This is a genomic window from Pantoea sp. sgz302252 (assembly GCF_042610525.1).
Classification (GTDB): Bacteria; Pseudomonadota; Gammaproteobacteria; order Enterobacterales; family Enterobacteriaceae; genus Erwinia.
On record NZ_JBHDVM010000010.1, the window covers coordinates 1 to 26,481 of the forward strand.

A 26,481-nucleotide genomic window follows, 5' to 3' on the forward strand; every position below is an offset into this window, starting at 1 on the left:
TGCGATAACCCCGACCGAAAGGCCGGGGTTTTTTGCGTCTGCGCGACGGTAAAATATCCCCATGCAAGCCCAGGGAACGGCCAGGCATCAAATAAAGGAAAGGCCCCGTGCGCAAGCACGGGGCCTTTTTCCGTTATGGCCGCGGGGTAAAACCTCCCCGTGCGAGCCCAGGGAACTGCCGGGCATCAAATTGCGATAACCCCGACCGAAAGGCCGGGGTTTTTTGCGTTTGGGCGTTTAAAAACCAGAATGAACAGGGTTCTCTCCTTAAACATCTCCCTTTAAAGCACAAACAAACCCTCTCCCGATCGTAAAAACCGATCCACATCACATAATTGCCATTAGTTTCAAAAACATATTCTTAACACTCATTCGCTGCGGTTTACTGCTGACTGACTTTTTATTTTTGTCGCTGACGATCAGCAAGGATAAATCATGTTTGATACTCAATCGTCCTGTAAAGAGACGACTAAAACACCTGCAATAACATCCCGCCAGCGCATCTGGGCTATCGTGGGCGCCTCTTCAGGCAACCTTGTGGAATGGTTTGATTTTTATGTGTATTCGTTCTGCTCACTCTATTTTGCCCACATATTTTTTCCATCGGGCAATGCCACCACACAACTGCTGCAAACGGCAGGGGTTTTTGCCGCGGGCTTTCTGATGCGCCCTATTGGCGGCTGGCTGTTCGGCTATATTGGCGATAAGCATGGCCGCAAAACATCCATGTTAATTTCAGTCTGCATGATGTGCTTTGGTTCGCTGGTGATCGCCTGCCTGCCTGGTTATGCCACCATCGGCGTTTGGGCGCCTGCGCTACTGCTGTTGGCTCGCCTGTTTCAGGGATTATCTGTCGGTGGAGAGTACGGCACCAGTGCAACCTATATGAGTGAGGTCGCTATTGAAGGTAGAAAAGGCTTTTATGCCTCCTTCCAGTATGTGACTTTGATTGGCGGCCAGCTGCTGGCATTATTGACTGTGGTGGTATTGCAGCAGCTTCTGTCCGATGAAGATTTACGTACATGGGGCTGGCGTATCCCTTTTGCGCTGGGGGCGCTGCTTGCCATCGTCGCGCTTTATCTGCGACGTTCGCTTAATGAAACGTCCGATAAAGCGAGCCGCACGCATAAAGATGCTGGCTCGCTAAAAGGAATATGGAAACATCGCCGCGCTTTTATTATGGTGCTGGGTTTTACCGCTGGCGGCTCGTTGAGTTTCTACACCTTCACTACTTATATGCAGAAATACCTGGTGAACACCTCCGGTATGGATACCCGCAGCGCCAGCGCATTAATGACTGCGGCACTATTTATCTTTATGCTGCTTCAGCCTTTGATTGGTGCACTCTCCGACAAGATCGGCCGCAAAGGATCCATGCTGATCTTTGGCGGTATGGCCGCGATCTGCACCGTACCGATTCTGACACTACTACAAAATATTCAGAGCAGCTGGGCTGCCTTTGCACTGGTTATGCTGGCGCTCTTTATCACCAGTTTTTACACCTCGATCAGCGGCATTTTAAAAGCAGAGATGTTTCCACCTGAAGTCCGGGCGCTTGGCGTGGGCCTGTCATATGCAGTAGCCAACGCGCTTTTTGGCGGCTCTGCAGAGTATATGGCTTTATCGCTAAAGGTGGCGGGGAACGAAAACAGCTTTTTCTGGTATGTCTCCGCGATGGGCGCGGTCGCTTTTCTGGTTTCGCTGCTGCTGCATAAAAAGGGCAAGGGAATGCAGCTTTAGCGTGCCGATTGCCACAGAGTATAGCCGGCGGCAGCGCCGGCTATATCCCAGCTGAAATCCTTCCAGCTCCATCCCGATCCTGCTTCCCGGCTGTCATAAAATTCTTTACCCGCCCCCAGACCGATGGCAAACATTAGCCCGAAACTGCCGCTGCGGCTTTCACGCCAGTTTTGGCGTTCACCATAGGCGGCACCCGCAGCGGAAAGAAAGGCAGAAGAGGCGAAATGCTGGGCTTTGTCGCGCCCGGTCCAGCTATCCTGCGCCATATGACTACAGCCGGAACAGCAAAACAGTATCAGAAGAGCAGGCAAGCGCATAAAAAAAGCCCCGTTGAAATCACAGGGCTTAGTATAGCTGGCCTACAGAATACGGCTGATCAGCCTGTCTATACGGATGCGGCGCAGGCGGCGGATTAGTTTTCTGACCTTAACCGGATAGTCCGCAATGCTTTCCAGATCGCGATAGTGCTGCACAACGGTAGTATGCTCGCGGATCAGCGTTAGCTCTTTTTCACGCTGGGCAGCCAGCTCATGCAGCGGATCGTGAATAAGCACGGCGTTTTCCAGGTCTAACCGCCACGCGCGTGGATTAAGGTTGTTACCGGTGATCAGCATCCACTCGTCATCCACCCACATCCCTTTCAGATGGTAGCTGTTCTCACCATCCTTCCACAGCCGCACCGTTAGCTGCCCGCTGGTAACGTAATACTGCAGGCGGCTCAGAAAGCGCCGTAGGTTGATTTCATACAGATAAGGCAGGGCGCCGATGATTTTAAAGGGCTGATCCTGAGGAATATAAAAATCGTTTGCGGTCTTATCACCGACAATGATTTCAACCTCTTTGCCCTGACGCAGCAGCCAGATAATGTTGCGCACCAGAATTGCCGGCAGGTTGAAGTAAGGCGTGCACAGCGTCAGCTTTTGCTCGGCGCAGGGCATCAGGTGATAGATAGTTTTGTTCAGCAGGCTGCGTTTGCCCAGGCCGACCAGCGGCGTCACCGCAAGCTGCTCGTTATTAGCATTGCCGTTGAAATCGTAGTCAAAGCCTCGCAGCTCCTGACGGAACTGACGGGTTTCATTTTTGATTTCCGGGCTTTTTGGCCGCTCGCGTTGATCGAGCCGATGTACAGCCTCCGCCTGGATCAGATTGGTATCAATCCAGTTCAGTAGCGTATCGGCCAGCGCAGGATTAGTAATAAGCTGGTAGCGATCGTAGCGATAGCGATCGTGCTGATGAAGATAGACATCATTCAGGCTCGCGCCCGTATAGAGCAGCGTATCGTCAATGACCGAACCTTTCAGGTGCAGCACGCCCAGCGCTTCACGAGTATTGACCGGGACGCCGTACACGGGAATAGCGATATCGGCGTTCTGTTCAGCCATTTCGCAATACCAGTCTGCATTGGTTGCGCCGCGAGCGGCACCGATGCGGCCACGCTGAGCGCGGTGCCAGTCAACCAGAATCCTGACATCCAGTTCGGGACGACGGCGTTTGGCTTCATACAGCGCGGAGAGAATAGCGCGGCCGCCGTCATCGTTTTCCAGATAAAGAGCCACCAGGCAAATACGTTTTGTAGCAGCAGCTATTTTTTCCAGTAGCGTCTGGCGGAAGTCGGCAGGGGCGTACAGCGTGGTGAAATCGGCAACCGACTGTGACAGTTTTGGCAGTTGCGCAAGGTGCTGTTGGTGCTTGTTACGTTTGAATTTAGACAACATCACAGTGCGTTTCTTCTCTGTTCATGGAATAGCCTTTTGCCATAAAATCATCACCATAACTGCTAATGGTATCATTAGTCGGCCGTGAAGTGGGCAGTTTTACGTTTCCAGACATTAACCGTTTGCTGCAAGCGAGAGCGACAGTGCGACGATACCGTCCTCCAGCTGAATATCTACGGTAAAACCCAGCTTGCGGGCCAGCGCAATCATACCGCGATTATTCGGCATAGTAATGCCGTTAAGTTTTTGCAGGCCGTGTTGACGGGTGTAGTCGATCATTTTTTCCAGCAGCTGGCGACCCAGGCCCAGCCCTTTCAAATCGGAGCGTACCAGCACCGAAAACTCTGCATCTATGTTGTCGGCATCCGAGATAGCGCGAGTGACGCCGACGATCTCCTGCTGGCGCACCGCCACAAACGCCATCTCCCGATCGTAGTCGATTTGGGTCATGTTAGCCAAATCCTCATGGGTAAACTCATTGATCTCGCTAAAGTAGCGGTAATAAAGATCCTCTTTAGTCACCCGGGCGATAAACTGGCGCAGCAGCGGCTCGTCTTCCGGCAGAATGGGGCGAAACTGTAGCTTTTCGCCGTTTTTTAGCTGTACCTGCTGCTCCAGCCGATGCGGATAGGGGCGGATAGCCAGGCGTGCTTCCGGATCGCCTGCAAAAGGTGCCAGCTGCATAGTCACATCCAGTACGGAAAAAGTTTCGCCAGCGGCTAACAAAGGATGGATATCGAGCCGCTGGATTTCCGGACAATCCACCACCAGATTTGAGACCTGCACCAGCACCTTGCTCAGTCCGGCGATATCCAGGCGTGAAAGCGCGCTACGGCCACGGATCCTGCCGTTTTTAATCGCCTGGATAATCAGATAGCGGGCCAGCGCCATATTTAACGGCGGCAGCGCCACGGCGGCCTGCGCCTCGGCCCGCCACTCTACGCCGCCTTCGCCCAGCATGATCACTGGACCGAACACCGCATCCTGTTCCATTACTATACGCAACTCTTGTGCGCCCGCACGGTTGGCCATACTTTGCACCAGCAGGCCATTGATACGCGCCTGGGGCCAGGCCAGCCTGACACGATCGATAATGGCCTGCGCCGCCTGTTGCACTTCATCGGCGGAGCGCAAATAGAGCATTACGCCCTGCACCTCGGATTTATGCGGAATATCGGGTGAACGTAGCTTAAGCGCTACCGGATAACCGGCCTGGCTGGCAATTTGTACCGCCTCCACGCTGTCACTTGCTATCCAGGTTGGCAATGTTTTCAGGCCATAAGCCTGTAAAATGCCTTGTACCTCATGCGTGTCCAGCGTAGTAACGCCTTCCTGTAGTGCCTGTTGGATCAGCTGGTGGGCCTCTGCGGTATTGATGGCCAGATCGGCTGGCAGCGCAGGCGTTTCACGTAGCTGTTTCTGATTACGGCGATATTCCACCATATGCATAAATGCGGTAACCGCGCCTTCCGGCGTTCGGTACGTTGGGATACCGGCGTCGCTAAAATAGCGGCGCGCTTCCGGTGCGGAAAACTCACCGCACCAGTTGGTTAACAGCGTTACCTGCTTTCCGCGCGGATGCTGCAAAACTGTTTCAATCAACCGCTGTGCGGTTAGCGTAGCGGGCGCGACGGCGCTGGGCGCGTAAATTACCAATAGCGCGTCGATATCATGGCTCGCCAGTAGCTGCGCCACCACCTGCTGATAACGTTCGGCGGTAGCATCGTCTTTTAAATCCAGCGGGTTGCCTGGCAGGCAGTCGTCCGGCAAACAGTTTTGCAATGCCGCTTTTAGCTCTTCGTCCAGCGTCGCCAGCTTACCGCCACGCGCATCCAGGGCATCCAGCGCCAGCGCAGCGGGCGCGGCACCGTTGCTGACAATCATCAGTCGCTCGCCACGCAGTGGACGCATATGGCTGAGTGTTTCCACGGCGGAGAAAAGCTCATGCATATCCTTCACTCGCAACAGACCTGCCCGCTGGATTGCAGCATCCCAGGCACCATCCAGACCACCGGGCGTGCCCAGCAGTTGCCTGGCCTGCACGGAACGCCCGCTTTTGATTACCAGCACGGGTTTATTTCTGGCGGCGCTGCGGGCGGCGGAAACAAAGCGGCGCGCGTCGCTAAGCTGTTCCAGACAAAGCAAAATAGCGCTGGTTTTGCCGTCCCGCGCCAAAAAATCGAGCAGATCGTCCACGTCGATATCCAGGCTGTCGCCCAGCGCGATAAACCAGGAAAAGCCGAGCTGCCGCTGCTGTGCCCAGTCCAGAATAGTGTTAGATACGGCTGCAGACTGCGAAATAAATGCCAGCCTGCCTTTATAGCAGGGTACCGGAGAAAAGCTGGCGTTTAGTCCCTGCCAGGGCGCAAGCAGCCCCAGGCTGTTAGGGCCAAGCAGACGGATCTGCCAGCGGCTGGCGCACTCTTGCAGTTCGTCACGCTGGCTGGCCGGAGAAGAAAGAACAATACAGGCTTTACAACCGCGTTCGCCTAATGCCCGCAGCAGGGCGATATTGTGTCGACTATGAGTGCAAATCACCGCCAGGTCGGGGGCAAAAGGCAGGCTGGCAATGTCTGGCCAGGCCATTACGCCGCAGACGGCCTGGTATTTCGGCGTTACCGGCAGCACGGAGCCGCTAAAACCGCCGGAGAGTAAGTTACGCATCATCAGATAGCCCGCGCGCTCCGGCCGCGGAGAGGCGCCGATAACCGCGATAGATTTAGGCTTTAATAATGCTTCCAGTCCTTTTTGGCTCATCTCCGGCTCCTGTACAAAAAGATAATCCGATTCTAGTCCTCTCCGTTGGTTAACGCTGTGTTGAGATCGTGATTATTCAACAGATTTTCTCAGACTCAGAATATCAGCCAGATCCCAGCGTTTAAGGTGGCCGATGTAGCTAAGCTTCTGCGGAATTTGATAAGAAGTGACATCGCCGGTACGCATATGCAGAAGATCGGCAGGGCTTATCCACTGCGCCTCGCCGCTGAAAATCGGCGCGCCAGCCGCCATAAAGGCAGCAATGACAAATTGCGAGCAAAAGAAACTGTCATCAGCGGCCCTGTCCTCAGGCATATCAGCGGAAAGCTGAACGGCGGCCAGCATTCTCAGGCAGCGATCTCTTACGGGCGAGTCAAGGAGAGGCAATTCACACACGCGCCGCGTCGCCATAAAAGGCATGAACATCACTATCCCTTTATAGTTATATCTTTCGCCGAAGTGAGCCAGCGCATAGTCTCTGATCGACAAAGATTGCGCTGGGGTGAGATCCTGTTTGCGTAAAACCAGCAGGTTATTGCTTTCGGCAATAGCTTCTTCCAGCGTGATGATGTTGACGCCTTTTCCCACGGCTTCCGCTACCTGATTATCTCCAATATACAAAGAGGCGTGGCTAACGCCGCTAAAGCTGAACAGCCTGATCCCAAGAGACGTCAGTGAAGTGGATGAAGAAAGCAAAATATCGCCTGGAACGAGAGAGTAGGCGCTTACTATTTTTACCGGGTTGACGCCGGAGGTCCGTACTGACTGGAATTGAACAGAAGCTGGTGGTTCGCTCATGCTACATCCACTGAGTAGTAGACCCAGCAGAATCACTGCCATTACTTTCATATTTATCTTCCCTGATGATTTTTCCAGCAAAAGATAGTACGCAATTCCGCAGGAGATAAAAAGCTATCAGTAGCTGCCCAATCTGTGCGAGATAAAGCCGGTAAGAATAAGCTTCTGGTTGCTGCCTTGTTTAGATGTAAAACATCTATCATCAACTCGCCGTTTTGTTTTGTGAATATAAAGATATTAGTTTAATGATTTATTGTGTAATGTGTTTTATTTATATGTGAACTATTAATTATTGTCAAAGCGGCGGCAATTATTGCAATTGCCTTTAAAAGACGGTGTAGGAATAATTAATGCGAAAAGCAAATGGGACGCCAGAAAGCTTTTTGAAAATGAATTAAATGCGCCGTTTTATTTTCTTGTAATGGTCGGGCTTTTTTTAAAAAACGAGCTGCCTGCTACCAACATTAAAATTTTACGGCGCATTTTCACTTAATATTTCTGTCGTCTTTTTCCTCTTCTGTCCTGAAAAGGTGATGGTACTGCTTTCTGTTTGTAATAAGAGCATCGGCGTCAGGCGGCAGAATAAAAGGCAAGCGCCAGCGAGCGCTTAAATAATAACCCCGAACTGCTTCGGACAACCGGTGAAAGAAACTTATTCAATGGAAAAACAGTTAATCACTCATAAAAAAACGCTTTGTCTGCTGATGGCGTTTTCTCTGTCGCCAGCGCCCGTTTTCGCGCACGTTAAACACCACTCTGTCCTGACTTCTGCCATGCTATCGCACCAGCAGGATACCGTGCCCGGCGTATTTAACAGCGATTATACTACGATCAAAAACATTACTATGGGCAATAACCAATGCCTGACTTTAGAACCTGACAACCAGAATGTCATGTTTGCAACCTGTACCGATAATAATCGCCAGCTCTGGTCTTTCTCAAGCATCATGACTGGTTATCTGAAGATTACTAATCAGGCATTAGCCGGACGGGATAAAGAATATTGCCTGGGCACGACGGCAAGCGCAACTTCCACGCCAACCATGATGGAATGTACCGGCAGCGGCTTCAATTCCCAACGCGCCTGGCAAATACCTGCTAATACGGCTTCTTCCGCGCCGGGCATAGTTTATCGTCTGGTGAATAAATACCGTGGCGATCTTGGCAGGAATGAAGTGCTTGGCTATAGCGGTAACCGTCTGCGCATGGTTGCAGCCAGCAATGCTGACGCCGTTACCTGGCAACTTAGCGCACCTGATATTGTGAGTACACGGCCTGTTGTCGGCGAAAGAAAAGTCTTGCTGATCCATACTCATTACAGCGATCGGGCGGCAATGGATTTAAAAAGCGTCCAGGCGGCCGTTTTTGGTTCAGGCAGCGATACCAGCTCGTTGGCCAGCGCAGTGGCTATCGCTTCTTATGGAAAGTTGACCTTTAAAGGCGATACCGTTACGGATATCAATCTTGGTGCGCGTCCGGCAACTTGTCCGGCTGGCGCTGCTTTTGTCACTCGGGTTAGAGAGCTGGCGCGGCAAAAAGGCATTGATGTCGCTCAATATGATTATACCTTCGTCGATAAGCCCTCAACGCCCTGCAGCTGGGTAGGCCTGGCCGCCTTGCCGGGCAACTGGATTATCAGCAACAACGCCGGCAATCGCCCCTGGATGTGGCAGCATGAGTTCGGCCATAACCTGGGCGCACCTCATGCTACTTCTCTGGAAGGCTGCAGCGTAAACAGTAACGGCATCGTGCAGATTGACAGTAGCTGCCGCAGCACTACGGCGAGCGATCCATCCGATACCATGAACGGTGGCGGCAGCCGGCTTTACCCTGCGCCTTATGCCTTATATGCAGGCTGGCTGACAAGCAATCAGTTTCCACTGGTAACAAGGTCAGGCGACTATACGCTGACGCCGCTGTTTGACAAAGCCGATGAGAGTCACTTAAAGGCCGTTCGCATTTTGCGTAGAGATGGCAGCTACCTGACGCTGGAATATCGTCGCGCCGCCACGGGCTTTGAAAGCTGGCCCGCTAATAGTCCTTTTGTTAATGGCGTTATTGTTCGCATTGCCACTTTCGGTCAAAGGGTAACTAATCAGCTGGTGGACACCACGCCCGGAAGTGCTGGTGGCATGACTGATGCACCGCTGATGCCGGGTAAATCTATTGACGATCTCTCTTCCGGTAAACGGATTACGCTATTGCGTATTGATGCACAGGGCGCCCACGTTCGCATTCAGGATATCAATGAAGCAAATGATGAAGAGCGAATCGTGCCGGTTGCCGTGGTGCCGCAGAACTTCACCCTTGTTGCCCGTCATACCGGAGCGACTATCCGCAACCTGGATGGCAGCCGCAGTACAGGTAAAGATCATCTCTGGCAGAGCCTGCCGGGCAACGGCGCTTTTGGCCTTCAGGAAGTGGCATCCGGTCCGGTAGTGCAGGAAATCAGGCAGCCCATAGCGCGCGCGGCATTCCCGGCTGGCGCAACGGGTACAGCAAGATATCAACTGACCGTAACAGGATCGCATGGCACTACTGACAGCAAAATCGTCACCGTAACCGTACTGCCGGCGGAAGTGAAAATCTCTGGTAAAACCAGCGCGGAAAAAGGCGAAACCCTGAGCTTCAGCAGTCAGGCTAACTTTGAGGCCGACAGCTGGCGCTGGAGCCTGAAGCGCGGCGAACAGACTGTAGCAACCAGCAGCCAGGCCACGTTTAATTTGGCTACGCAGCAAATCGCGGCGGGCAGCTATCAGCTCTATCTGGAAGCTTCAGCCAACAACCAGCAGTATCTGGCCGTGGCTTCCATTCCGTTAGTCGTGACTGAACAAGAGAAACCTGAAGAGCAAATTGTACCGGTTGCCGTGGTGCCGCAGAACTTCACCATTGTCGCCCGTCATACCGGAGCGACTATCCGCAACCTGGACGGCAGCCGCAGTACAGGTAAAGATCATCTCTGGCAGAGCCTGCCGGGCAACGGCGCTTTTGGCCTTCAGGAAGTGGCATCCGGTCCGGTAGTGCAGGAAATCAGGCAGCCCATAGCGCGCGCGGCATTCCCGGCTGGCGCAACGGGTACAGCAAGATATCAACTGACCGTAACAGGATCGCATGGCACTACTGACAGCAAAATCGTCACCGTAACCGTACTGCCGGCGGAAGTGAAAATCTCTGGTAAAACCAGCGCGGAAAAAGGCGAAACCCTGAGCTTCAGCAGTCAGGCTAACTTTGAGGCCGACAGCTGGCGCTGGAGCCTGAAGCGCGGCGAACAGACTGTAGCAACCAGCAGCCAGGCCACGTTTAATTTGGCTACGCAGCAAATCGCGGCGGGCAGCTATCAGCTCTATCTGGAGGCTTCAGCCAACAACCAGCAGTATCTGGCCGTGGCTTCCATTCCGTTGACCGTAACGGAACAAGAGAAGCCTGATACTCCGGCGGTTCCCGATACGCCAGCTTATCCGGCTTATGTGGAAGGCACAGTCTATAAAGCGGGCGACAGAGTCAGCGCGGCTGGCGGCGTCTACAGCTGCAAAGCTCATCCATTCACTGCATGGTGCGCTGGCGCGGCCTGGGCCTATGCGCCAGGCACTGGCCAGCACTGGAACCAGGCCTGGGACAAAGTGAACTAATCAGCACGCTTTAACCACTGAAAGGCGGCCCCTAAACGGGCCGCCTTTTTTATTTATCAAGCGGCTGAGACAGCGGATGGTGAGGTTTTCCGGCCAGATAACGCTGGCGGAACAGATCGAAATGTTGAAACAGCGCCGTGCCCGCAGCGTTATCGCCAGCCTGCAACAGTAACTCCGCCGCCACTTCCGCCGTGCAGTGTTGACCTTCGCCATGCGCTTCGCGCAGCTGATAATTGGATGGGCGATTAAGCGTTAGCGACATCACCGGCAGCGCATCCAGCCACGGACTTTTGCGGAACATCTTACGTGCTTCGGTCCAGGTACCGTCCAGCATAATAAAAAGCGGCGGTTTGCCGCTAAGAGGCGGCGTATTCAATACCGGTCTTGCCGCATCGGCATAGGATTCCGGAAAAACCACCAGCGGCTGCACGTCGGGATTTTTTACCGCGGCCAGCAGACGGGGATCGGGTTCGGTACGCGACCAGCCGAAAGCCTGAGTATTTGGCAGAATATCGGCAATCAGCCGTCCCGTGTTGCTGGGTTTCATCGGCTCGCTGTCAAACATCACCAGGCAGAAACGGCTACGTGCCGCCACCGGTCGCAGCGTATCGCACAGGCAATTTTTTTTGGGCAGCAGGCAGCGCTGGCAGCGGGCAATACGATTACCGCGAGCGAGAAAGGGGCGAGTTGCGCGCGCAAGACGCTCGGCACGCAGGCGGAGAACGGCGTTTTCGGTCATAGGAATTTATCTGGGGAAAAAGCCATTCTGGCAGAAAAGCGGCAAAAACAGTAGTGGCCAGGCGGGCCTGGCCACAGAGGCGACTCAAAGATTTTCGTCCAGCCACTCGTTGAAAGGCGCTTTAGGCATGGCACCGCTGAGTATATCTACTGTTTGACCCTGTTTAAAAATCATAATGGTCGGAATACTGCGAATGCGGAAACGAGCGCTGATTTCAGGCTCCGCTTCCGTGTTCACTTTCAGAAAGCGAACCTGGCCGCCGCGTTCCTGCGCTACCTCTTTAAAGACAGGCGCGAAATTGACGCATGGCCCACACCAGGGAGCCCAGAAATCCACCACTACCGGCAGATCGTCCTGCAAATATTTGTCCAGCGTGGCGGCCGTAGCGTTAATGACTTCGCCGTCGAAAAGCTCGCTGCCGCAGCGGCCGCATTTGGCGCCGTCGTCGATACGCTCCGGCGGTACGCGGTTAGTCGCCTGGCATGAAGCACAAACCGTATTCATGGTACACCTCGGTAATGGCAGTAAGTATTTACTTACTTTGTTAGGATCAAGTAGCGATAATTATGGTTTGCCTTGCGCCCGGCAACAAAGAGATTTGTTCAATGGGTATAATAGGTAGTGACTCACACAAAGCCGTAAAGCGTCGGCAGCGCGGGAAATCGGGCTTTTGCCGGAAGTTAATAGCTAAGCGGTGCCACATCAGGTAATCTGCGCGCTTCGCGCTCAGCCAGGTGGAGGGAAAATGAACGACGAATTTAAAGGTAAAAGCGGTAAAGTCAAAGTGATGTATGTCCGCGGCGATGAAGAGAGCAGCAACCGTGGCGGAAATCCCCGTACCGGTAAAGGTGCGCCTCGTCAGGACGGTGACCGCCGTTCTTCACGCAATGAAAGTAAGCCGCGTGGCGGGCGCGATCGCGACGCAGCAGGCGCTTCGCCGTGGCGTACGGTTTCCCGCGCGCCATCGGCGGTCGAAGATAAGCCAAACTATGGCGGTATCGGCGGTAAAAACCAGATCGACCCGGAGCAGATCCGCCGCCAGCGTATGGAAGAAACGCGCGTGTATGGCGAAAATGCCTGCCAGGCACTGTTCCAGAGCCGCCCGGACTGCATCGTGCGCGCCTGGTTCGTCCAGAGCGTGACGCCGCGTTTCCGCGAAGCGTTAAAGTGGATGGCGGCTAATCGCAAAGCCTACCACGTTGTGGAAGAAGAGGAGCTGGTGAAGGCCTCCGGCACCGAGCATCATGGCGGCGTCTGCTTCCTGATCAAAAAGCGTTCCGGCATGCAGGTTCGCCAATGGCTGGCCAACGCGCCGGAAAAAGATTGCGTGCTGGCGCTGGAAGATATCGGTAACCCGCATAATCTCGGCGGCATCATGCGTAGCTGCGCGCACTTTGGCGCGAAAGGGCTGCTGGTGCAGGATGCCTCGCTGCTGGAGTCCGGCGCAGCGGTACGTACGGCAGAAGGCGGCGCGGAACACGTGCAGGCGATTAGCGGCGAGAGTTTTGCCAGCGGCCTGGACGCATTCCGTCGCGCGGGTTACACCATCGTAACGACATCCAGCCATCAGGGCGAACCGCTGGCGCAGGTTAAACTGCCGGCGAAAATGGTGCTGGTGCTGGGACAGGAAAGCGAAGGCTTGTCTGAAAGCACGCTGGAGCAGGGCGATCTCAGCGTCTCAATCGGCGGCACCGGCAACGTAGAAAGCCTGAACGTCTCCGTCGCGACCGGCATTCTGCTGGCGGAATGGTGGCGGCAGAACGCTTAAGCCATAACCTGAAACTGCTGACAGACCTGAACCGTTTCTGAAGTTTGGCTTTTTCTACAGCAATACTGCTGCTCTGTCACGGTTTCAGAAGCGATTAGGGTTTGTCATCAACCTCAAACGGGCCATAACGGCCCGTTTTTTACGCATAGATTCAGTGCGCGCCGCCGCCGCCGCCGCCGGAACTAAACGGAGGACGGGCGAACCACACCAGCGCTAACAAAAACAGAAAGACGCCTGCCGAAGCCCAGAAAATCTCATTGGCGGAGATAATCAGTCCCTGATTAGTAATCTGCTGCGCTATCCATGAAGAAGCCTGATCGTGGCTCATTCCCAGCTGCTCCAGCTTGCCGTACATCTCCTGCGAATTAAAATTGTAAGCGTTCACTGACTCCGTTAGCTGGCTGTGATGCATCGCTTCGCGGTCGGTCCACATCGTTGTGGTGATCGAGGTACCGATAGAACCCGCCAGCGTACGCGTAAAGTTTGACAGGCTCGACGCTGCCGCCAGCCGCTCCGGCGGCAAACCGGAAAGGGTAATAGTGGTCAGCGGCATAAAGAAACAGGCCACGGCGAAGCCCTGCACAAACTGCGGCCAGGCCGAGGCCCCGAAATCCATACCCGGCTCGAAGGTCCACGCGCGCCAGTAAAAGCAAACCGCATACATAATAAAGCTGAAGGTAACCAGCTTACGCATATCCAGACGGTGGGCGAAACGGCCAATAATAGGCGACAGGATCACCGGCAGAATGCCAACCGGCGCGGAAGCCAGCCCCGCCCAGGCTGCCGTATAGCCGTATACCTCCTGCAACAGCTGCGGCAGCAGCACTATCGAGCCAAAGTAAAGCATATAGGCCAGGCTGATACAGAGGCAGCCGATAGTAAAATTGCGCGACTTAAACAGCGACAGGTCGATAATCGGATGGTCATCCGTCAGCTCCCAGACCAGCAGCACCGCCAGCGCTACTACCGCGACTATCGTTAGCGTAATAATCTCCGGCGAACTGAACCAGTCCAGCTCTTTACCCCGATCCAGCATCATCTGCAGGCTACCAATCCCGACCACCAACAGCACCAGCCCGACCGTGTCGATAGGCCGGATAGCGGTTGCCGTTTCGCGATTGCGCAGCGTTTGCAGCGCCAGGACCACAACCACAATGCCAATAGGCACGTTGATAAAGAAGATCCAGCCCCAGTGATAATTATCGCTGATCCAGCCGCCCAGAATCGGGCCACAGATAGGCGCGACCACCACCGTCATTGCCCAGAGCGACAGAGCGATGCTGCGCTTTGCCGGCGGATAGTTGCTAAGCAGCAAACTCTGCGACAGCGGAATTAACGGCCCAGCTACCAGCCCCTGGATTACGCGGAAGAAGATCAGCATGCCCAGGCTGTTGGATACGCCACACAGCCAGGAAGCCACCGCAAAAGCGGCGGTGGCCCAGATAAAAAGCTTTACCTCGCCTACGCGCTTCGCCAGCCAGCCGGTAATCGGAATCGAAATGGCGTTAGCGACGCCAAACGAGGTAATGACCCAGGTGCCCTGAGAGTTGGAAGCGCCCAGGTTTCCGGCGATGGTCGGAATGGCGACGTTGGCGATAGTCGAGTCCAGCACCTGCATAAAGGTCGCCAGCGACAGCGCAATCGTCATCAAAACCAGCGGCGCGCCCTCAAGCGGTTTTTGTGCCATAACAGCCTCCCGCGTGCTCAGCCCGCATTTGCATGAATAATATCGGCAATCAGCTTGTTAACCGGCGTCAGATCCAGTGCCAGCGCGTCGCTTGCGTAAGCGGGTTTCTGGCGCAGGCTGGTGGCGAGCACGCTGCCCTCTTTATTGCTGGTATCAATATTCACCAGCGTTGACAGGCCGATACGCAGCGGATGCTTTGCAATCTCATCGGAATTCAGCTCAATGCGCACGGGCAGGCGCTGTACGACTTTAATCCAGTTGCCCGTCGCGTTCTGCGCGGGAAGCAGAGAAAAGGCGCTGCCGGTGCCCATATCCAGTCCGACCACTTTGCCGTGATACACCACATCGTCGCCATAAATATCGCTGGTAACGGTAGCGGGCTGGCCGATGCGAACATCCGCAAGCTGCGTCTCTTTAAAGTTAGCGTCGACCCAAAGATTTTTTTCCGGCACAACGGCCAGCAGCGGTGTGGTAGTGGCAATCTGCGAGCCAACCTGTACGCTGCGGCGTGAGACATAGCCATCAATGGGGCTGACGATCTCAGTACGCTGTAAGGCCAGCCAGGCGTCGCGCAGTTCAGCCGCGCTCTGTTTTACCGCAGGCTGGTTTTCCAGAGAGGTATCCATAATAGCTGCCTGATTAGCGTTATATTGCTGCACGGCGACATCTAACTGAGCCTGTGCCGTAGCGACCGCATCACGCGCGTGCTGCAAATCTTCACGGCCAATCAGGTTGGCTGCGCCCAGCGGCTCACGGCGTTTCAGATCGGCCTGCGCCTGCGCCAGCGCGGTCTTTTGCAGTTCGATAGTGGCCTGATACTGTCTGCCATTGATAATCAGCTGATGGGTCTGGCGCACGCTGGTCGCCAGCGCGGTTTGCGCCTTCTCGAAAGCCTGCTCCGCATCGGTTTTATCCAGCGTGACCAGCACATCGCCTTTACGCACACGATCGGTATCGTCAAACCAGACTTTGTTCACGCTGCCCGACACCTGCGCCATAACCTGCACCTGATTGCCCGCAACATAGGCATCATCGGTTTCCTGAAAATGGCGCAGCACGATAAACCAATAGGCCAGCCAGGCGAGACCGGCAATAGCGAATATTACCGCCAGCACAATCAGCGCACCTTTGCGCTTCTTCTTTTTATTCGTCGGCTGCTGTGCTTCTGCACTCATAAGGTTCTCCACGTTCATCCGGCCGGGCTATGGCACCGGTTGCGGATTTGAAAATGCCAGCGCGGTAGCGCTGGCATCGATTAATTTGCGGCTAAAATAGCGATTAGCGGCGAAGCTTGTGTCGCACAATATGCTATTGCGTGACGGGCTGCCCGGAAAGCGCGGCAACCGTCTCTTCCTCATCCATTTTATCCAGACGGTTCAGGAGCTTGCGGGTGATCTCTTCCAGCTGGCCTTTTTCCGTCTGGCTGAGCGCGGACCAGAGCAGCTGCAAACACTGATGCTGCGGCGGCAGCAGCTGGCGCAGAAACTCGTTGCCTTTCTCCGTCAGGTGCAAATGCAGGCAGCGGCGGTCGTTATCGCTTTCGCGGCGCTCGATCCAGCCGCGCTTTTCCAGCTCGTCGGCAATGCGGGTGGCGTTGGTGCGGGACGATCCCAGCGCGGAGCTGAGTTCTGAAGGCTGAATGCTGTGGTTTTCCTGCGCATCCAGCGTGATCAGCGCCATAAACAGCGTCTCGTTAATCCCCTGAGCCTTGAGCATTTTATTGCGGTTTTCCAGCAGCTTGCTCTGCATATGCATGCAGAGGCGCGTCAGCATGATCTCCTGCAGAGGGAAATCCTTCTGGCGGTTAGCGCGAAAATTCAGCATCTGTTCAATAGGGGTAAACGAACTTTCCATCTGGGGGAACCTCATAAGTTGCAACGAGTATCGTAACGACGGCGATAAGCCCGTCGGCTGGCGCTGTCTGGCCAGAAACGCCATCTGTAATGTCCGGGTCACTCCCTGACCCAGGGTGTATGCGGCACCGGAACGGGATGCCGCTACAGGTTCTACCTGCACAGCCCGAACCTTGCGGCCGGGCGAAAGCGACGATGCAGCGGGCAGAAGGGGTGCGATAGCCTTCAGAACGCTAAGGAAAACCCAACCAGCCGGCGCAGGCCGCAGTAACCGGCGTGCCGGTTACGATTTATCGGCGCGCTGGTTCTCTCTGCCGCGCCGCGTAACAAAGTAAGCAGACCGTTGGAAATTTAATAATTTCATCTGAAAAAATAACCGGTCTGAATAAGTGCAAGGCTAACCATACCAGACTGTGTAAACGCTTAACAGGCCGTTGGTACTGAAATTGTTGCAATACGTTATTGAGAGGTTAATCTGCGGGCAGCTCATAAACTGAGCCGCGCCACCAACACAACAGGTTAAGTATCGTGATGAAAGCGCCTGCGGCACAGACGCCGTACCAGCCAGCATGTTGATAGGCGGCAGCTGACAACAGCGAACCGGCGGCGCCGCCAATAAAGTAGCTGGTCATATAGCCTGCGGTAAGGCGGTTACGGGCTTCCGGCATAGCGCGGTAAATCACGCTCTGGTTAGTGATATGTACGCCCTGTACGGCCAGATCCAGCAGAATGATGCCGATAATAAGTGCCCACAGCGTCTGACCGCCCAGCGCTGTAATGCCCCAGGAGGCCAGCAAAATCAGCAGGCCAAGCGTAGTGGTTAAACGGGCTTTACCTTTATCGGCCAGCGCTCCGGCCTGACGCGCCGCCAGTGCGCCCGCTGCACCCACCAGCCCCAGCAGGCCTATGCCGCCTTCGGAGAAGCCGTAAGGAGGCGAAGCCAGCAGAAAAGCCATGGATGTCCACAGGATGCTGAAATTAGCAAAGGCCAGGCAGCCGATAATCGCACGGGTTCTTAAAACCGGCGTGGTGAAATAAAGAGTAAAAATTGAACGCAGCAGTTGAGGGTAGTTAAGCGGCACCGACTGTTTATAGCGGGGGAGGTAGCGCCACAGCGCCAGCGCCATCAGCACCATCAGAATGCTGGCAACCCAAAACACCGCTCGCCAGCCACCAAGCTGGGCGAGGCCGCCCGCGACGGTACGCGCCAGCAGGATCCCCAACAGCAGGCCGCTCATTACCGTGCCGACAACTTTGCCTCTTTTTTCCGGCGCTGCCAGGGTGGCGGCCAGCGGCACTAAAATTTGCGCCACTACGGAGAAAAGCCCGGTCAGCGCCGTACCCAGCAGCATCATGGCGATGGAAGAAGAAAGCGCGGTGATCACCATGCCACCCGCGGCCAGCAGGCTCATGGTCACAATCAGCGCTCTGCGCTCCAGCATGTCGCCAAGCGGCACCAGCAACAGCAAACCAGCAGCGTAGCCAAGCTGGGCGGTGGTGACGATAAAGCCCGCCTGGTTGACAGAAAGATCGAAAGCGCGGGCGATTGTCTCCAGCAGCGGCTGCACATAATAGTTGCTGGCGACGGAAAGACCGGTAGCGATAGACATCAAAACGACAAGGGAGGCGCTAAGGCCGTGCTGTGGGGATTTCATGGCAATAGTAAGCGTCTAAAAAAGAAGGATATTTGAATAGTAACCTGAAAAACTATTTTAATTACAGGATTATTTACCGACAGAATTAGCACGTGATGCAACAGTGGTAAAGAGTAATATAAGTTTAATTCATTGAAAAACAAGTAAACTCAGCAAGAAGAAAGGCCAGGAATTTTTCAGAACCAGGACAGGTCGATTGTTAAAAAACAGTGACATGCCCCGGTTCTGCGTTAGCTTTACTCAAGGATTTACTGAGCTGCGGCCAGCGCGTCTTTGATCCAGCCGTCGAACTGCGCCTGATGCGCTTTGATCCAGCCATCAACGTGACGGTTGATATCCGCTTCCGACGCCTGGCCGTTACGCATGGCGGCGTTTTCAGCGTTGATATCGCCAATCGGCAGCTTCATTTCGGCAAAAAGCTTAGCCGCCGCCGGGTTTTTCTCTGTCCAGGCTTTGTTAGCGACAATATGCATGCTGTTAACCGGGAAACCGTAGTTAGCGCCGTTAGCCAGTTTGGTATCGATCTCTTTCTGCTTGCCCGGCAGCGAAGAGAAAGGTACCTGTAGCCAGACAACATCTCTGCCCGGCTTCAGCACGTCGCTCAGCCAGTAAGGCGTCCAGGTATAATAGAGAATTGGCTTGCCCTGGCGGTAGCGCGCCAGCGTATCGGCGACCATTGCCGAGTAGTTGCCCATATTCGCTTCCACGGTAGCCTCCAGGCCATAAGCCTTGTTCTGATGGTTAATCACCGCTTCACAACCCCAGCCTGGCGTACAGCCGGTCATATCCGCTTTGCCGTCGCCGTTGCTGTCAAACAGCTTAGCCAGCTTAGGATCTTTGAGCTGATCGATGCGTGTAATATGGTATTTTTCGGCGGTTTTCTTATCAATCAGATAACCCTGTGCCGCGCCCTCAACGTAGGTGCCCTGGCGGTAAAACTTCGCGTCGCCGCCTGCGGCGCTATACATATCATCGTGCAGCGGTTGCCAGTTTACGGCGGTAAAAGTAGCGTCGCCGGAAGCCAGCGAGGTATAGCCGACGTTGTAATCCACTTCGCTCGGCTGCTCAACGGTATAACCCAATTTTTCCAGCGCGCGGCTGACAAGCAGCGTCTGGAAAGTCTCTTCGGTAATGGTGCTCTGGATCGGCTTAACGGTAATCCCTTTGCCTGGCAGATCGGCGGCAAAAGCGGGCAGAGCCAGCGTGGTCAATGCGGCGGCTAACAGTGCTGTCTTACGCATAGTGATTCCTTGTTTTAGCGATGACCGGCGACGGAACTGCGCCGCCGGAAAAAAGAAAGTTACTTGATGAAGGGACGCGTGATCAGACCCAGTGGGCCGCTGGCGTACCAGTTGCGGGCGCCGCGGCTGCGCTTGTCGCGTCCTACCGACTGCGTCAGGCGATCGAGGATAATGGCAAGGATAACGATGCCGACGCCGCCTACGGTCGCCAGCCCCATATCCAGGCGACCAATGCCGCGTAGCACCATCTGCCCCAGCCCGCCAACGGCGATCATCGAAGCGATCACCACCATCGACAGCGCCAGCATCAGCGTCTGGTTGACGCCCGCCATAATGGTCGGCATCGCCAGAGGTAGCTGCACTTTAAACAGCATCTGGCGCGGGCTGGCACCGAAGGACTCAGCGGCCTCCGTTAAGTCAGCCGGAACCTGCTTGATGCCGAGAATGGTCAGGCGAACAATTGGCGGCAGGGCAAAAATAATCGTTACCACTACGCCAGGCACGTTGCCGATACCGAACAGCATCACAATAGGCACCAGATAGACGAACGCGGGCGTGGTCTGCATCGCATCCAGCAAAGGGCGAATAAATTTCGCGGCCTTTTCGCTGCGTGCCAGCCAGATCCCCAGCGGCAGGCCTATCACAATGCAGAACAATAGCGCAGTGAGCACCAGCGCCAGCGTTACCATCGCCTGCGACCAGGCACCGATAGCGCCGATAGCCACCAGCGACACCAGAGTGGCGACGCCCATGCCGAAGCTGGAAATCTGCCAGGCAATCAGCGCGAACAGCACGATGGCAACGGGCGCGGGCATGCCCAGCAAAAAGTGCTGGAAGGCGCTGAGGATATAGTCCACCGGCACGCGGATACCCTGGAACACCGGACGGAAGTGAGAAACGATCCAGTCGATCCCGGTTGTTACCCAGCTATCCAGCGGGATCAGCGTCTTGTGAAAAGGATCCAGCAAATTAAAATGTTCAGCCTGAGGCGCTGGCGCGCCGCTTAACCAGTCGCTGCTGCTGGCAGCCGCATCATGGCCTGCCGCAGGCGAGCCCCAGGCATCCGCGCCGCCAGTTGGCGCGGCGTCTGCGGCGGCGCTACCGCTGGACCAGGGATCGCTGGCGGTCGCATCCGGCGCCGGAGCAGCCGTTTCGGTGGCAGAAGGTTGGGCAGACGAAGTCTGCCACGGATCGGTAACTTGTGCGCTCATGGCTGGCTCCCCTCGCGATCTAATGCCTGTAACAGCGTGCCTTTGGAAATGATGCCGATATACTGGCTATCTTCCCCAACAATCGGTACCGCGCAGGGTGCCTGCGCGACATGCGACAGCAGTTCGTTAAGCGAGGTATCGCCCGGAATAGCGGCAGGCGAGGGCAGAATAGCCTGATCAAGCCCGTTGCCTGCGGCCAGCGCGGCCTTTAGCGAGTCGGTAGAAACCACGCCGACAAACTTTTGCTTTTCCAGCACGTAGCCAAATTCGCGGTCTTCATCCTGCAACAGCTTAATAGCCGAACGCGGGCCAAAACCCGGCGCTTTACGTATCAGCGAGCCGGCGCTGCGGCGTGCGATATCTTTGGCGCTGAAGACGTGGCTGATGTCCACGCCGCGGAAGAAAGTGCGCACGTAATCATTGGCCGGATTATTGAGGATTTCATCGGGCGTGCCGACCTGTACCACTTCGCCGCCCTGCATAATGGCAATGCGATCGCCAATACGCATCGCCTCATCCAGATCGTGGGAAATAAACACGATAGTACGCTGGTGGCGGGATTGCAGTTTAACCAGCTCGTCCTGCATTTCGGTACGGATTAAAGGATCCAGCGCGGAGAAAGCCTCGTCCATCAATAAAATATCCGGGTTAATTGCCAGCGCGCGGGCTAAACCTACACGCTGGCGCATACCGCCGGATAATTCATCGGGATAGGCGTGGGCGTAATTTTCCAGCCCGACCTGGCGCAGCGCCTCCAGCGCTTTTTCCTGACGCTCCTGTAGCGGTACGCCCGCTAATTCCATCCCGAAAGCCGCGTTATTTAGCACCGACAGATGTGGCATTAGCGCAAATGACTGGAACACCATACTGATCTTATTTCGCCTTACCTGGCGTAATTCGCTGGCGGATATTTTTGCTATATCGACGCCGTCGATAATTACCTGCCCGCGCGTGGGTTCTATCAGACGATTGAGAAGGCGAACCATGGTGGACTTGCCGGAGCCGGAAAGGCCCATGATCACAAATATCTCGCCTTCTTCAATGGCCAGACTGGCATTCTTGACGCCAAGAGAGAGTCCGGTTTTCTCCAGCAGTGCCTCTTTGCTAATCCCTTTATCGATATGCTTAAAAGCGCGCTCGGGATTCTCCCCAAAAACTTTATAAAGATTTTTTACTTCGAGTTTAATAGCCATGCAATTATTTTAGTCCCAACAGAGAGTTAATTTTCTTATATAGCAAATGTTCCTGGTTAAATATGAGCGGCCTATACCCTAACACACTCTCAGGCTGAGGCAACCCTTTGCGCGGCCTGATGAAATTTGCAAAGAGACGCGCATCTCCGGAAAGGCCAGTAAGGGTAAGGGATAGCGGGGAATTTAGCTTGTGTGAAAAAGTACGATATTTTTTCCAAAAAGGTCGGTGAAACCCGGAATTATTGGCGGAAAAAAGAGAGGGCGAGCGGAATAATTTTGTGGCGAAAAGAAGATTAATTTTATGTGAATTTTTATTGAACGCTTAATCAATAAAAAATTAAAAGTGGCGGCTTCGGGAAAAAAGCCGCCGCCAGAAAATCAAAAATTCCAGTCCTCATCTTCGGTATCGACCGCCTTACCCATCACGTAGGAAGAGCCGGATCCCGAAAAGAAATCGTGATTTTCATCGGCGTTAGGCGACAGCGCGGCCAGAATAGCCGGATTGACATTGGTCAGCTCTGCCGGGAATAAGGCCTCATAGCCCAGATTCATCAGCGCCTTGTTGGCGTTATAGTGCAAAAACTTATTAACCTCTTCGCTCCAGCCCACGCCGTCGTACAGCTCCGCCGTGTAGGCCAGCTCGTTCTCATAAAGCGCCAGCAGTAGCTCAATGGCGAACTGCTGTAGCTCTTCGCGCCTGGCCTCGCTCTCTTTTTCCAGCGCTTTTTGGTACTTGTAGCCAATATAGTAGCCGTGCACCGCCTCATCTTTAATAATCAAGCGGATCAGATCGGCGGTATTGGTTAGCTTGCCGCGGCTGGACCAGTACATTGGCAGATAAAAGCCGGAATAGAACAAAAAGGATTCCAGAAACACGCTGGCGATTTTTTTCTTCAGCGCATCGTCATGGTGGTAATGTTCCAGCACGATATCGGCTTTTCGCTGCAAATAGCTGTTGTTTTCGCTCCATTCATAGGCAGCATCAACATCGCTGGAATGGCATAGCGTCGAGAAAATAGAGCTATAGGAGCGCGCATGTACCGCTTCCATAAAACTGACATTAGAAAGCACCGCTTCTTCGTGCGGCGTTAGCGCGTCCGCCATCAGCGTTGGCGCGCCCACGGTATTCTGGATAGTATCCAGCAGCGTCAGACCGGTGAACACGCGAATGGTCAGCTGCTGCTCTTCGTGGCTCAGGCTGTTCCAGGCCGGAATATCGTTTGAGAGCGGCACTTTTTCCGGCAGCCAAAAGTTGGAAGTCAGCCGGTTCCAGACCTCCAGATCTTTCTCATCCTCAATCTGGTTCCAGTTGATGGCTTGTATACGTTTTAGTTTCATCATTATCTCTTCCGGGGCGAATACCTTCGCCCCTTATAGTCTGTTCAGAGCGAGCAGGAGACGCAGCCCTCGACTTCGGTGCCGAGCAGCGCCATCTGACGCAGGCGAATGTAGTAAAGCGTTTTAATGCCTTTTTTCCAGGCATATATCTGCGCTTTATTGATATCGCGCGTGGTGGCGGTATCACGGAAAAACAGCGTCAGCGACAGTCCCTGATCGACATGGCGGGTCGCCTCGGCGTAGGTATCGATAATCGCTTCCGGGCCAATGTCGTAGGCGTCGCGGTAAAAATCCTGATTGTCGTTGGTCATAAAAGGCGCGGGATAGTAGACACGGCCCGTTTTTCCTTCTTTGCGGATCTCAATGCGCGACACGATAGGATGAATACTTGAAGTCGCATGATTGATGTAGGAAATCGAACCGGTGGGCGGAATTGCCTGCAAATTCTGGTTATAGATGCCGTGCTGCATTACCGCATCGCGTAGCTGGCGCCACTCTTCCTGCGAAGGCAGAGCAATGCCCGCTTTGGCAAACAGCGCGGCAGCTTCTGGCGTGCGCGGCTGCCACTGCTGATTAACGTACTGCTCAAAGTATTCGCCGCTGGCGTAGCGGGAATCTTCAAAACCAACAAAACGCTCGCCGCGCTCCTGCGCAATTAAATTAGAGGTGCGCAGCGCGTGATAAGTAATGGTGTAAAAATAAAGGTTGGTAAAATCCAGCGCCGCTGGCGAACCGTACTGAATACCTTCGCGTGCAAGATAGCCGTGCAGGTTCATCTGCCCAAGGCCGATAGCGTGCGACTGCGCATTCCCGTTCTCAATAGAAGGTACTGAGCGGATATGGCTCTGATCGGATACTGCTGTCAGCCCGCGAATGGCAATCTCTACGGTACGGCCAAAGTCGGGCGAATCCATGGTGTGGGCAATATTCAGCGACCCCAGGTTGCAGGAAATATCTTTACCGATATGGCGATAGCTCAGATCGTCGTGATAATCGGTCGGCGTATTAACCTGCAGGATCTCTGAGCAAAGATTGCTCATGTTAATTCGGCCCTTAATAGGATTGGCGCGGTTAACCGTATCCTCAAACATAATGTAGGGATAGCCAGACTCAAACTGGATCTCCGCCAGCGTCTGGAAAAACTCGCGCGGATTGATAAAGGTGCGGCGAATACGGTCGTCGGCCAGCATCTCTTCATATTTCTCGCTGATGCTGATATCGGCAAAGGGCAGGCCGTAAATCCGCTCAACATCGTAAGGCGAGAAAAGCGCCATTGGCTGATTGGCTTTTGCCAGCTGGAAAGTTACATCGGGAATGACCACGCCCAGCGACAGCGTTTTAATACGGATTTTTTCATCGGCGTTTTCCCGCTTGGTATCCAGAAAGCGCAGGATATCGGGATGATGCGCGTGCAGATAAACCGCGCCCGCGCCCTGGCGAGCGCCAAGCTGGTTAGCGTAGGAAAAAGCATCTTCCAGCATTTTCATCACCGGGATCACGCCGGAAGACTGGTTTTCAATCCGCTTGATTGGCGCGCCCGCTTCACGCAGGTTGGAAAGCAGAAAAGCCACGCCGCCGCCGCGTTTGGAAAGCTGCAGCGCGGAGTTAACCGAGCGGCCAATCGATTCCATATTGTCTTCAATGCGCAGCAGGAAGCAGGAGACCAGCTCGCCGCGCTGCTGCTTGCCGCAGTTCAGGAAAGTCGGCGTAGCGGGCTGGAAGCGGCCGGCAAGCATTTCCCCCATTAACGCCGTCGCCAGCCGCTGGTCGCCCTGCGCCAGCGTCAGCGCCACCATGCAGACGCGTTCCGTAAAGCCTTCCAGATAGCGCTTGCCGTCGAAAGTTTTCAGCGTGTAGCTGGTATAAAACTTCCATGCGCCCAGGAAAGTCTGAAAGCGGAAGCGGCGCTGGTAAGCCTGTTCAAACAGCGAACTGATAAAGTCGAACGGGTAAGCGTTCAGTACTTCAGCCTCGTAATAGCCTTCTGCTACCAGATATTGTAAGCGCTCACTAACTGAGGCAAAGGCAAGGGTATTCGGCAGCACATGCTGTAGAAAATAGTGGCGCGTTGCCTCGCGGTCTTTCTCAAACTGAATGTTGCCGTCGGCGTCAAAAAGATTGAGCATCGCGTTCAGGGAATGGTAGTCGGCCGTGGCAGGCGCTACGTTGATACTTTCTGTCGTTGCCAAAATTGGGTTACTCCCTGTGTGACGTTGGCGATGTCTTCTTCGGTGCCCAGCAACTCAAAGCGGTATAAGCAAGGCACGCGGCATTTTTGCGCAATGATGCTACCCGCCAGGCAATAAGCTTCGCCAAAATTGCGATTGCCCGCCGCGATCACGCCGCGGATGCCTTGCCGGTTATCGACATCGTTAAGGAACTGAATGACCTGTTTGGGTACTGCGCCTTTTGCGGTGCCGCCGCCGTAGCTGGGTACCACCAGGATATAGGGTTCATTGACCTGCAACGGCTCGCCATTTAACGGGATACGCAGACAGGGCAGGCCGGAGCGCAGCACAAAGCGGTGCGTGTTTTCCGACTGGCTGGAAAAATAAACCAGCAGCGCCACTTGTTTAGCCCTGAATGGCAGTATGGGCAAGCGCGGAAATTTTATCGGGGCGGAAACCGCTCCAGTGCTCCTGTTCCGCCATCACCACCGGAACCTGGCGGTAACCCAGCGCTTTTAACGTTTCCAGCTCGCCCGGATCCTGATCGAGATTGACCAGCTGATAGTCGATGCCCTGCTTATCCATGGCGTTTTTTGTCGCATTGCACTGGACACAGTTGTTCTTAGTGTAAATAATAATGCGCATGATTCGTATTTCCCTTTGTATCAGGTATCTGGCACGGATATTGCTGATACCAGCTGGATAAACGTGCCGCCAGAAAAGTGATAAAACCCACATATTGTGGGTTATGTTCTGCTTTAAATACTAGATGTAGTGCTCAGCTATTGCAACCTTACAGCCTGTAGGATTACTCAAGCCAAACGGCACAAAGCCCATTAAGCCTGCATTCCGCGCTAAAAAAATTTTTCACGTCGGTCAATTTCCTCTAATAACAGCTCCCGCTTGCGTTGCAAAAATACCTGCGCAAAAAGTGGCCCAAGCCCTGTTTGCGAGACCGTATCCAGTTCTGTCATTTCAATCTAAAGGCT

The 26,481-nt window shown here is 54.4% G+C and carries 20 protein-coding genes; 3 read left to right on the forward strand and 17 right to left on the reverse strand.

The genetic code is table 11. From position 1 onward, the window contains the following. Positions 1 to 435 precede the first annotated feature (435 nt). On the forward strand, positions 436 to 1,740 hold the full coding sequence (locus ACETPC_RS17135; RefSeq protein ID WP_380183417.1) for an MFS family transporter: 1,305 nt from the start codon (positions 436 to 438) through the stop codon (positions 1,738 to 1,740). On the opposite strand, the gene ACETPC_RS17140 is transcribed toward ACETPC_RS17135, so the two are convergent. The 4 genes from ACETPC_RS17140 to ACETPC_RS17155 all read right to left on the reverse strand — a co-directional run bounded on the left by ACETPC_RS17140 (position 1,737) and on the right by ACETPC_RS17155 (position 7,091). Further along, positions 1,737 to 2,057 (reverse strand): YfiM family lipoprotein, encoded by a 321-nt coding sequence (locus ACETPC_RS17140; protein WP_380183419.1) that lies wholly within the window; start codon positions 2,055 to 2,057, stop codon positions 1,737 to 1,739. The two genes, ACETPC_RS17135 and ACETPC_RS17140, sit on opposite strands and share 4 nt — an antisense overlap. A 42-nt stretch (positions 2,058 to 2,099) precedes the next feature. Further along, complete coding sequence (pssA, locus tag ACETPC_RS17145) at positions 2,100 to 3,455, reverse strand: CDP-diacylglycerol--serine O-phosphatidyltransferase (protein WP_380183740.1); 1,356 nt, start codon at positions 3,453 to 3,455, stop codon at positions 2,100 to 2,102. A gap of 114 nt (positions 3,456 to 3,569) precedes the next feature. Beyond that, positions 3,570 to 6,212, reverse strand: a complete 2,643-nt coding sequence (locus ACETPC_RS17150; RefSeq protein ID WP_380183421.1) for a GNAT family N-acetyltransferase — start codon at positions 6,210 to 6,212, stop codon at positions 3,570 to 3,572. Between the two features lie 72 nt (positions 6,213 to 6,284). Next, a complete protein-coding gene (locus tag ACETPC_RS17155; protein ID WP_380183423.1) occupies positions 6,285 to 7,091 on the reverse strand; it encodes a YaeF family permuted papain-like enzyme in 807 nt (268 codons plus the stop codon). 578 nt (positions 7,092 to 7,669) lie between these two features. Between ACETPC_RS17155 and ACETPC_RS17160 the strand changes: the two genes are divergently transcribed. Beyond that, entirely contained in the window at positions 7,670 to 10,639 is a 2,970-nt protein-coding gene (locus ACETPC_RS17160) for a hypothetical protein (protein WP_380183425.1), read from the forward strand. Positions 10,640 to 10,688: 49 nt separating this feature from the next. Here ACETPC_RS17160 and ACETPC_RS17165 read toward each other — a convergent pair whose 3' ends face one another. Both ACETPC_RS17165 and trxC read right to left on the reverse strand, forming a co-directional pair. Further along, positions 10,689 to 11,378 carry a tRNA-uridine aminocarboxypropyltransferase gene (locus ACETPC_RS17165; protein ID WP_380183427.1) on the reverse strand — a complete coding sequence of 230 codons (690 nt, stop codon included), beginning with the start codon at positions 11,376 to 11,378 and terminating at the stop codon, positions 10,689 to 10,691. A gap of 84 nt (positions 11,379 to 11,462) precedes the next feature. Continuing rightward, positions 11,463 to 11,882, reverse strand: coding sequence for a thioredoxin TrxC (gene trxC, locus ACETPC_RS17170; protein ID WP_380183429.1), 420 nt, complete (start codon positions 11,880 to 11,882; stop codon positions 11,463 to 11,465). A 241-nt stretch (positions 11,883 to 12,123) separates the two neighbouring features. Here trxC and ACETPC_RS17175 point away from each other — a divergent pair, with 241 nt between their 5' ends. Beyond that, positions 12,124 to 13,146 (forward strand): tRNA/rRNA methyltransferase, encoded by a 1,023-nt coding sequence (locus ACETPC_RS17175; protein ID WP_380183431.1) that lies wholly within the window; start codon positions 12,124 to 12,126, stop codon positions 13,144 to 13,146. A gap of 151 nt (positions 13,147 to 13,297) precedes the next feature. Here the strand turns inward: ACETPC_RS17175 and emrB are convergent, their stop codons facing one another. The 11 genes from emrB to nrdH form a co-directional block, all read right to left on the reverse strand. Further along, a complete protein-coding gene (gene emrB, locus ACETPC_RS17180; protein ID WP_380183433.1) occupies positions 13,298 to 14,833 on the reverse strand; it encodes a multidrug efflux MFS transporter permease subunit EmrB in 1,536 nt (511 codons plus the stop codon). Between the two features lie 17 nt (positions 14,834 to 14,850). Then, positions 14,851 to 16,008: a multidrug efflux MFS transporter periplasmic adaptor subunit EmrA gene (gene emrA / locus ACETPC_RS17185; RefSeq protein ID WP_380183435.1), complete on the reverse strand. Its 1,158-nt coding sequence runs from the start codon at positions 16,006 to 16,008 to the stop codon at positions 14,851 to 14,853. 133 nt (positions 16,009 to 16,141) lie between these two features. Then, entirely contained in the window at positions 16,142 to 16,687 is a 546-nt protein-coding gene (gene mprA / locus ACETPC_RS17190; RefSeq protein ID WP_380183437.1) for a transcriptional repressor MprA, read from the reverse strand. A gap of 469 nt (positions 16,688 to 17,156) precedes the next feature. Continuing rightward, positions 17,157 to 18,341 carry an MFS transporter gene (locus ACETPC_RS17195; RefSeq protein ID WP_380183439.1) on the reverse strand — a complete coding sequence of 395 codons (1,185 nt, stop codon included), beginning with the start codon at positions 18,339 to 18,341 and terminating at the stop codon, positions 17,157 to 17,159. A 248-nt stretch (positions 18,342 to 18,589) separates the two neighbouring features. Next, positions 18,590 to 19,582 (reverse strand): glycine betaine/L-proline ABC transporter substrate-binding protein ProX, encoded by a 993-nt coding sequence (gene proX / locus ACETPC_RS17200; protein WP_380183441.1) that lies wholly within the window; start codon positions 19,580 to 19,582, stop codon positions 18,590 to 18,592. A 59-nt stretch (positions 19,583 to 19,641) separates the two neighbouring features. Continuing rightward, entirely contained in the window at positions 19,642 to 20,793 is a 1,152-nt protein-coding gene (gene proW, locus ACETPC_RS17205) for a glycine betaine/L-proline ABC transporter permease ProW (protein ID WP_380183443.1), read from the reverse strand. Continuing rightward, a complete protein-coding gene (proV, locus tag ACETPC_RS17210) occupies positions 20,790 to 21,986 on the reverse strand; it encodes a glycine betaine/L-proline ABC transporter ATP-binding protein ProV (protein ID WP_380183445.1) in 1,197 nt (398 codons plus the stop codon). Before proV ends, proW begins: the two co-directional genes overlap by 4 nt. A gap of 378 nt (positions 21,987 to 22,364) precedes the next feature. After that, positions 22,365 to 23,324: a class 1b ribonucleoside-diphosphate reductase subunit beta gene (gene nrdF, locus ACETPC_RS17215; RefSeq protein WP_380183742.1), complete on the reverse strand. Its 960-nt coding sequence runs from the start codon at positions 23,322 to 23,324 to the stop codon at positions 22,365 to 22,367. A gap of 44 nt (positions 23,325 to 23,368) precedes the next feature. Beyond that, positions 23,369 to 25,513, reverse strand: coding sequence for a class 1b ribonucleoside-diphosphate reductase subunit alpha (nrdE, locus tag ACETPC_RS17220; RefSeq protein WP_380183447.1), 2,145 nt, complete (start codon positions 25,511 to 25,513; stop codon positions 23,369 to 23,371). Beyond that, on the reverse strand, positions 25,486 to 25,893 hold the full coding sequence (gene nrdI, locus ACETPC_RS17225; protein ID WP_380183449.1) for a class Ib ribonucleoside-diphosphate reductase assembly flavoprotein NrdI: 408 nt from the start codon (positions 25,891 to 25,893) through the stop codon (positions 25,486 to 25,488). Before nrdI ends, nrdE begins: the two co-directional genes overlap by 28 nt. Before the next feature lie 4 nt (positions 25,894 to 25,897). Further along, a complete protein-coding gene (gene nrdH, locus ACETPC_RS17230) occupies positions 25,898 to 26,137 on the reverse strand; it encodes a glutaredoxin-like protein NrdH (protein ID WP_380183451.1) in 240 nt (79 codons plus the stop codon). Positions 26,138 to 26,481: the final 344 nt, after the last annotated feature.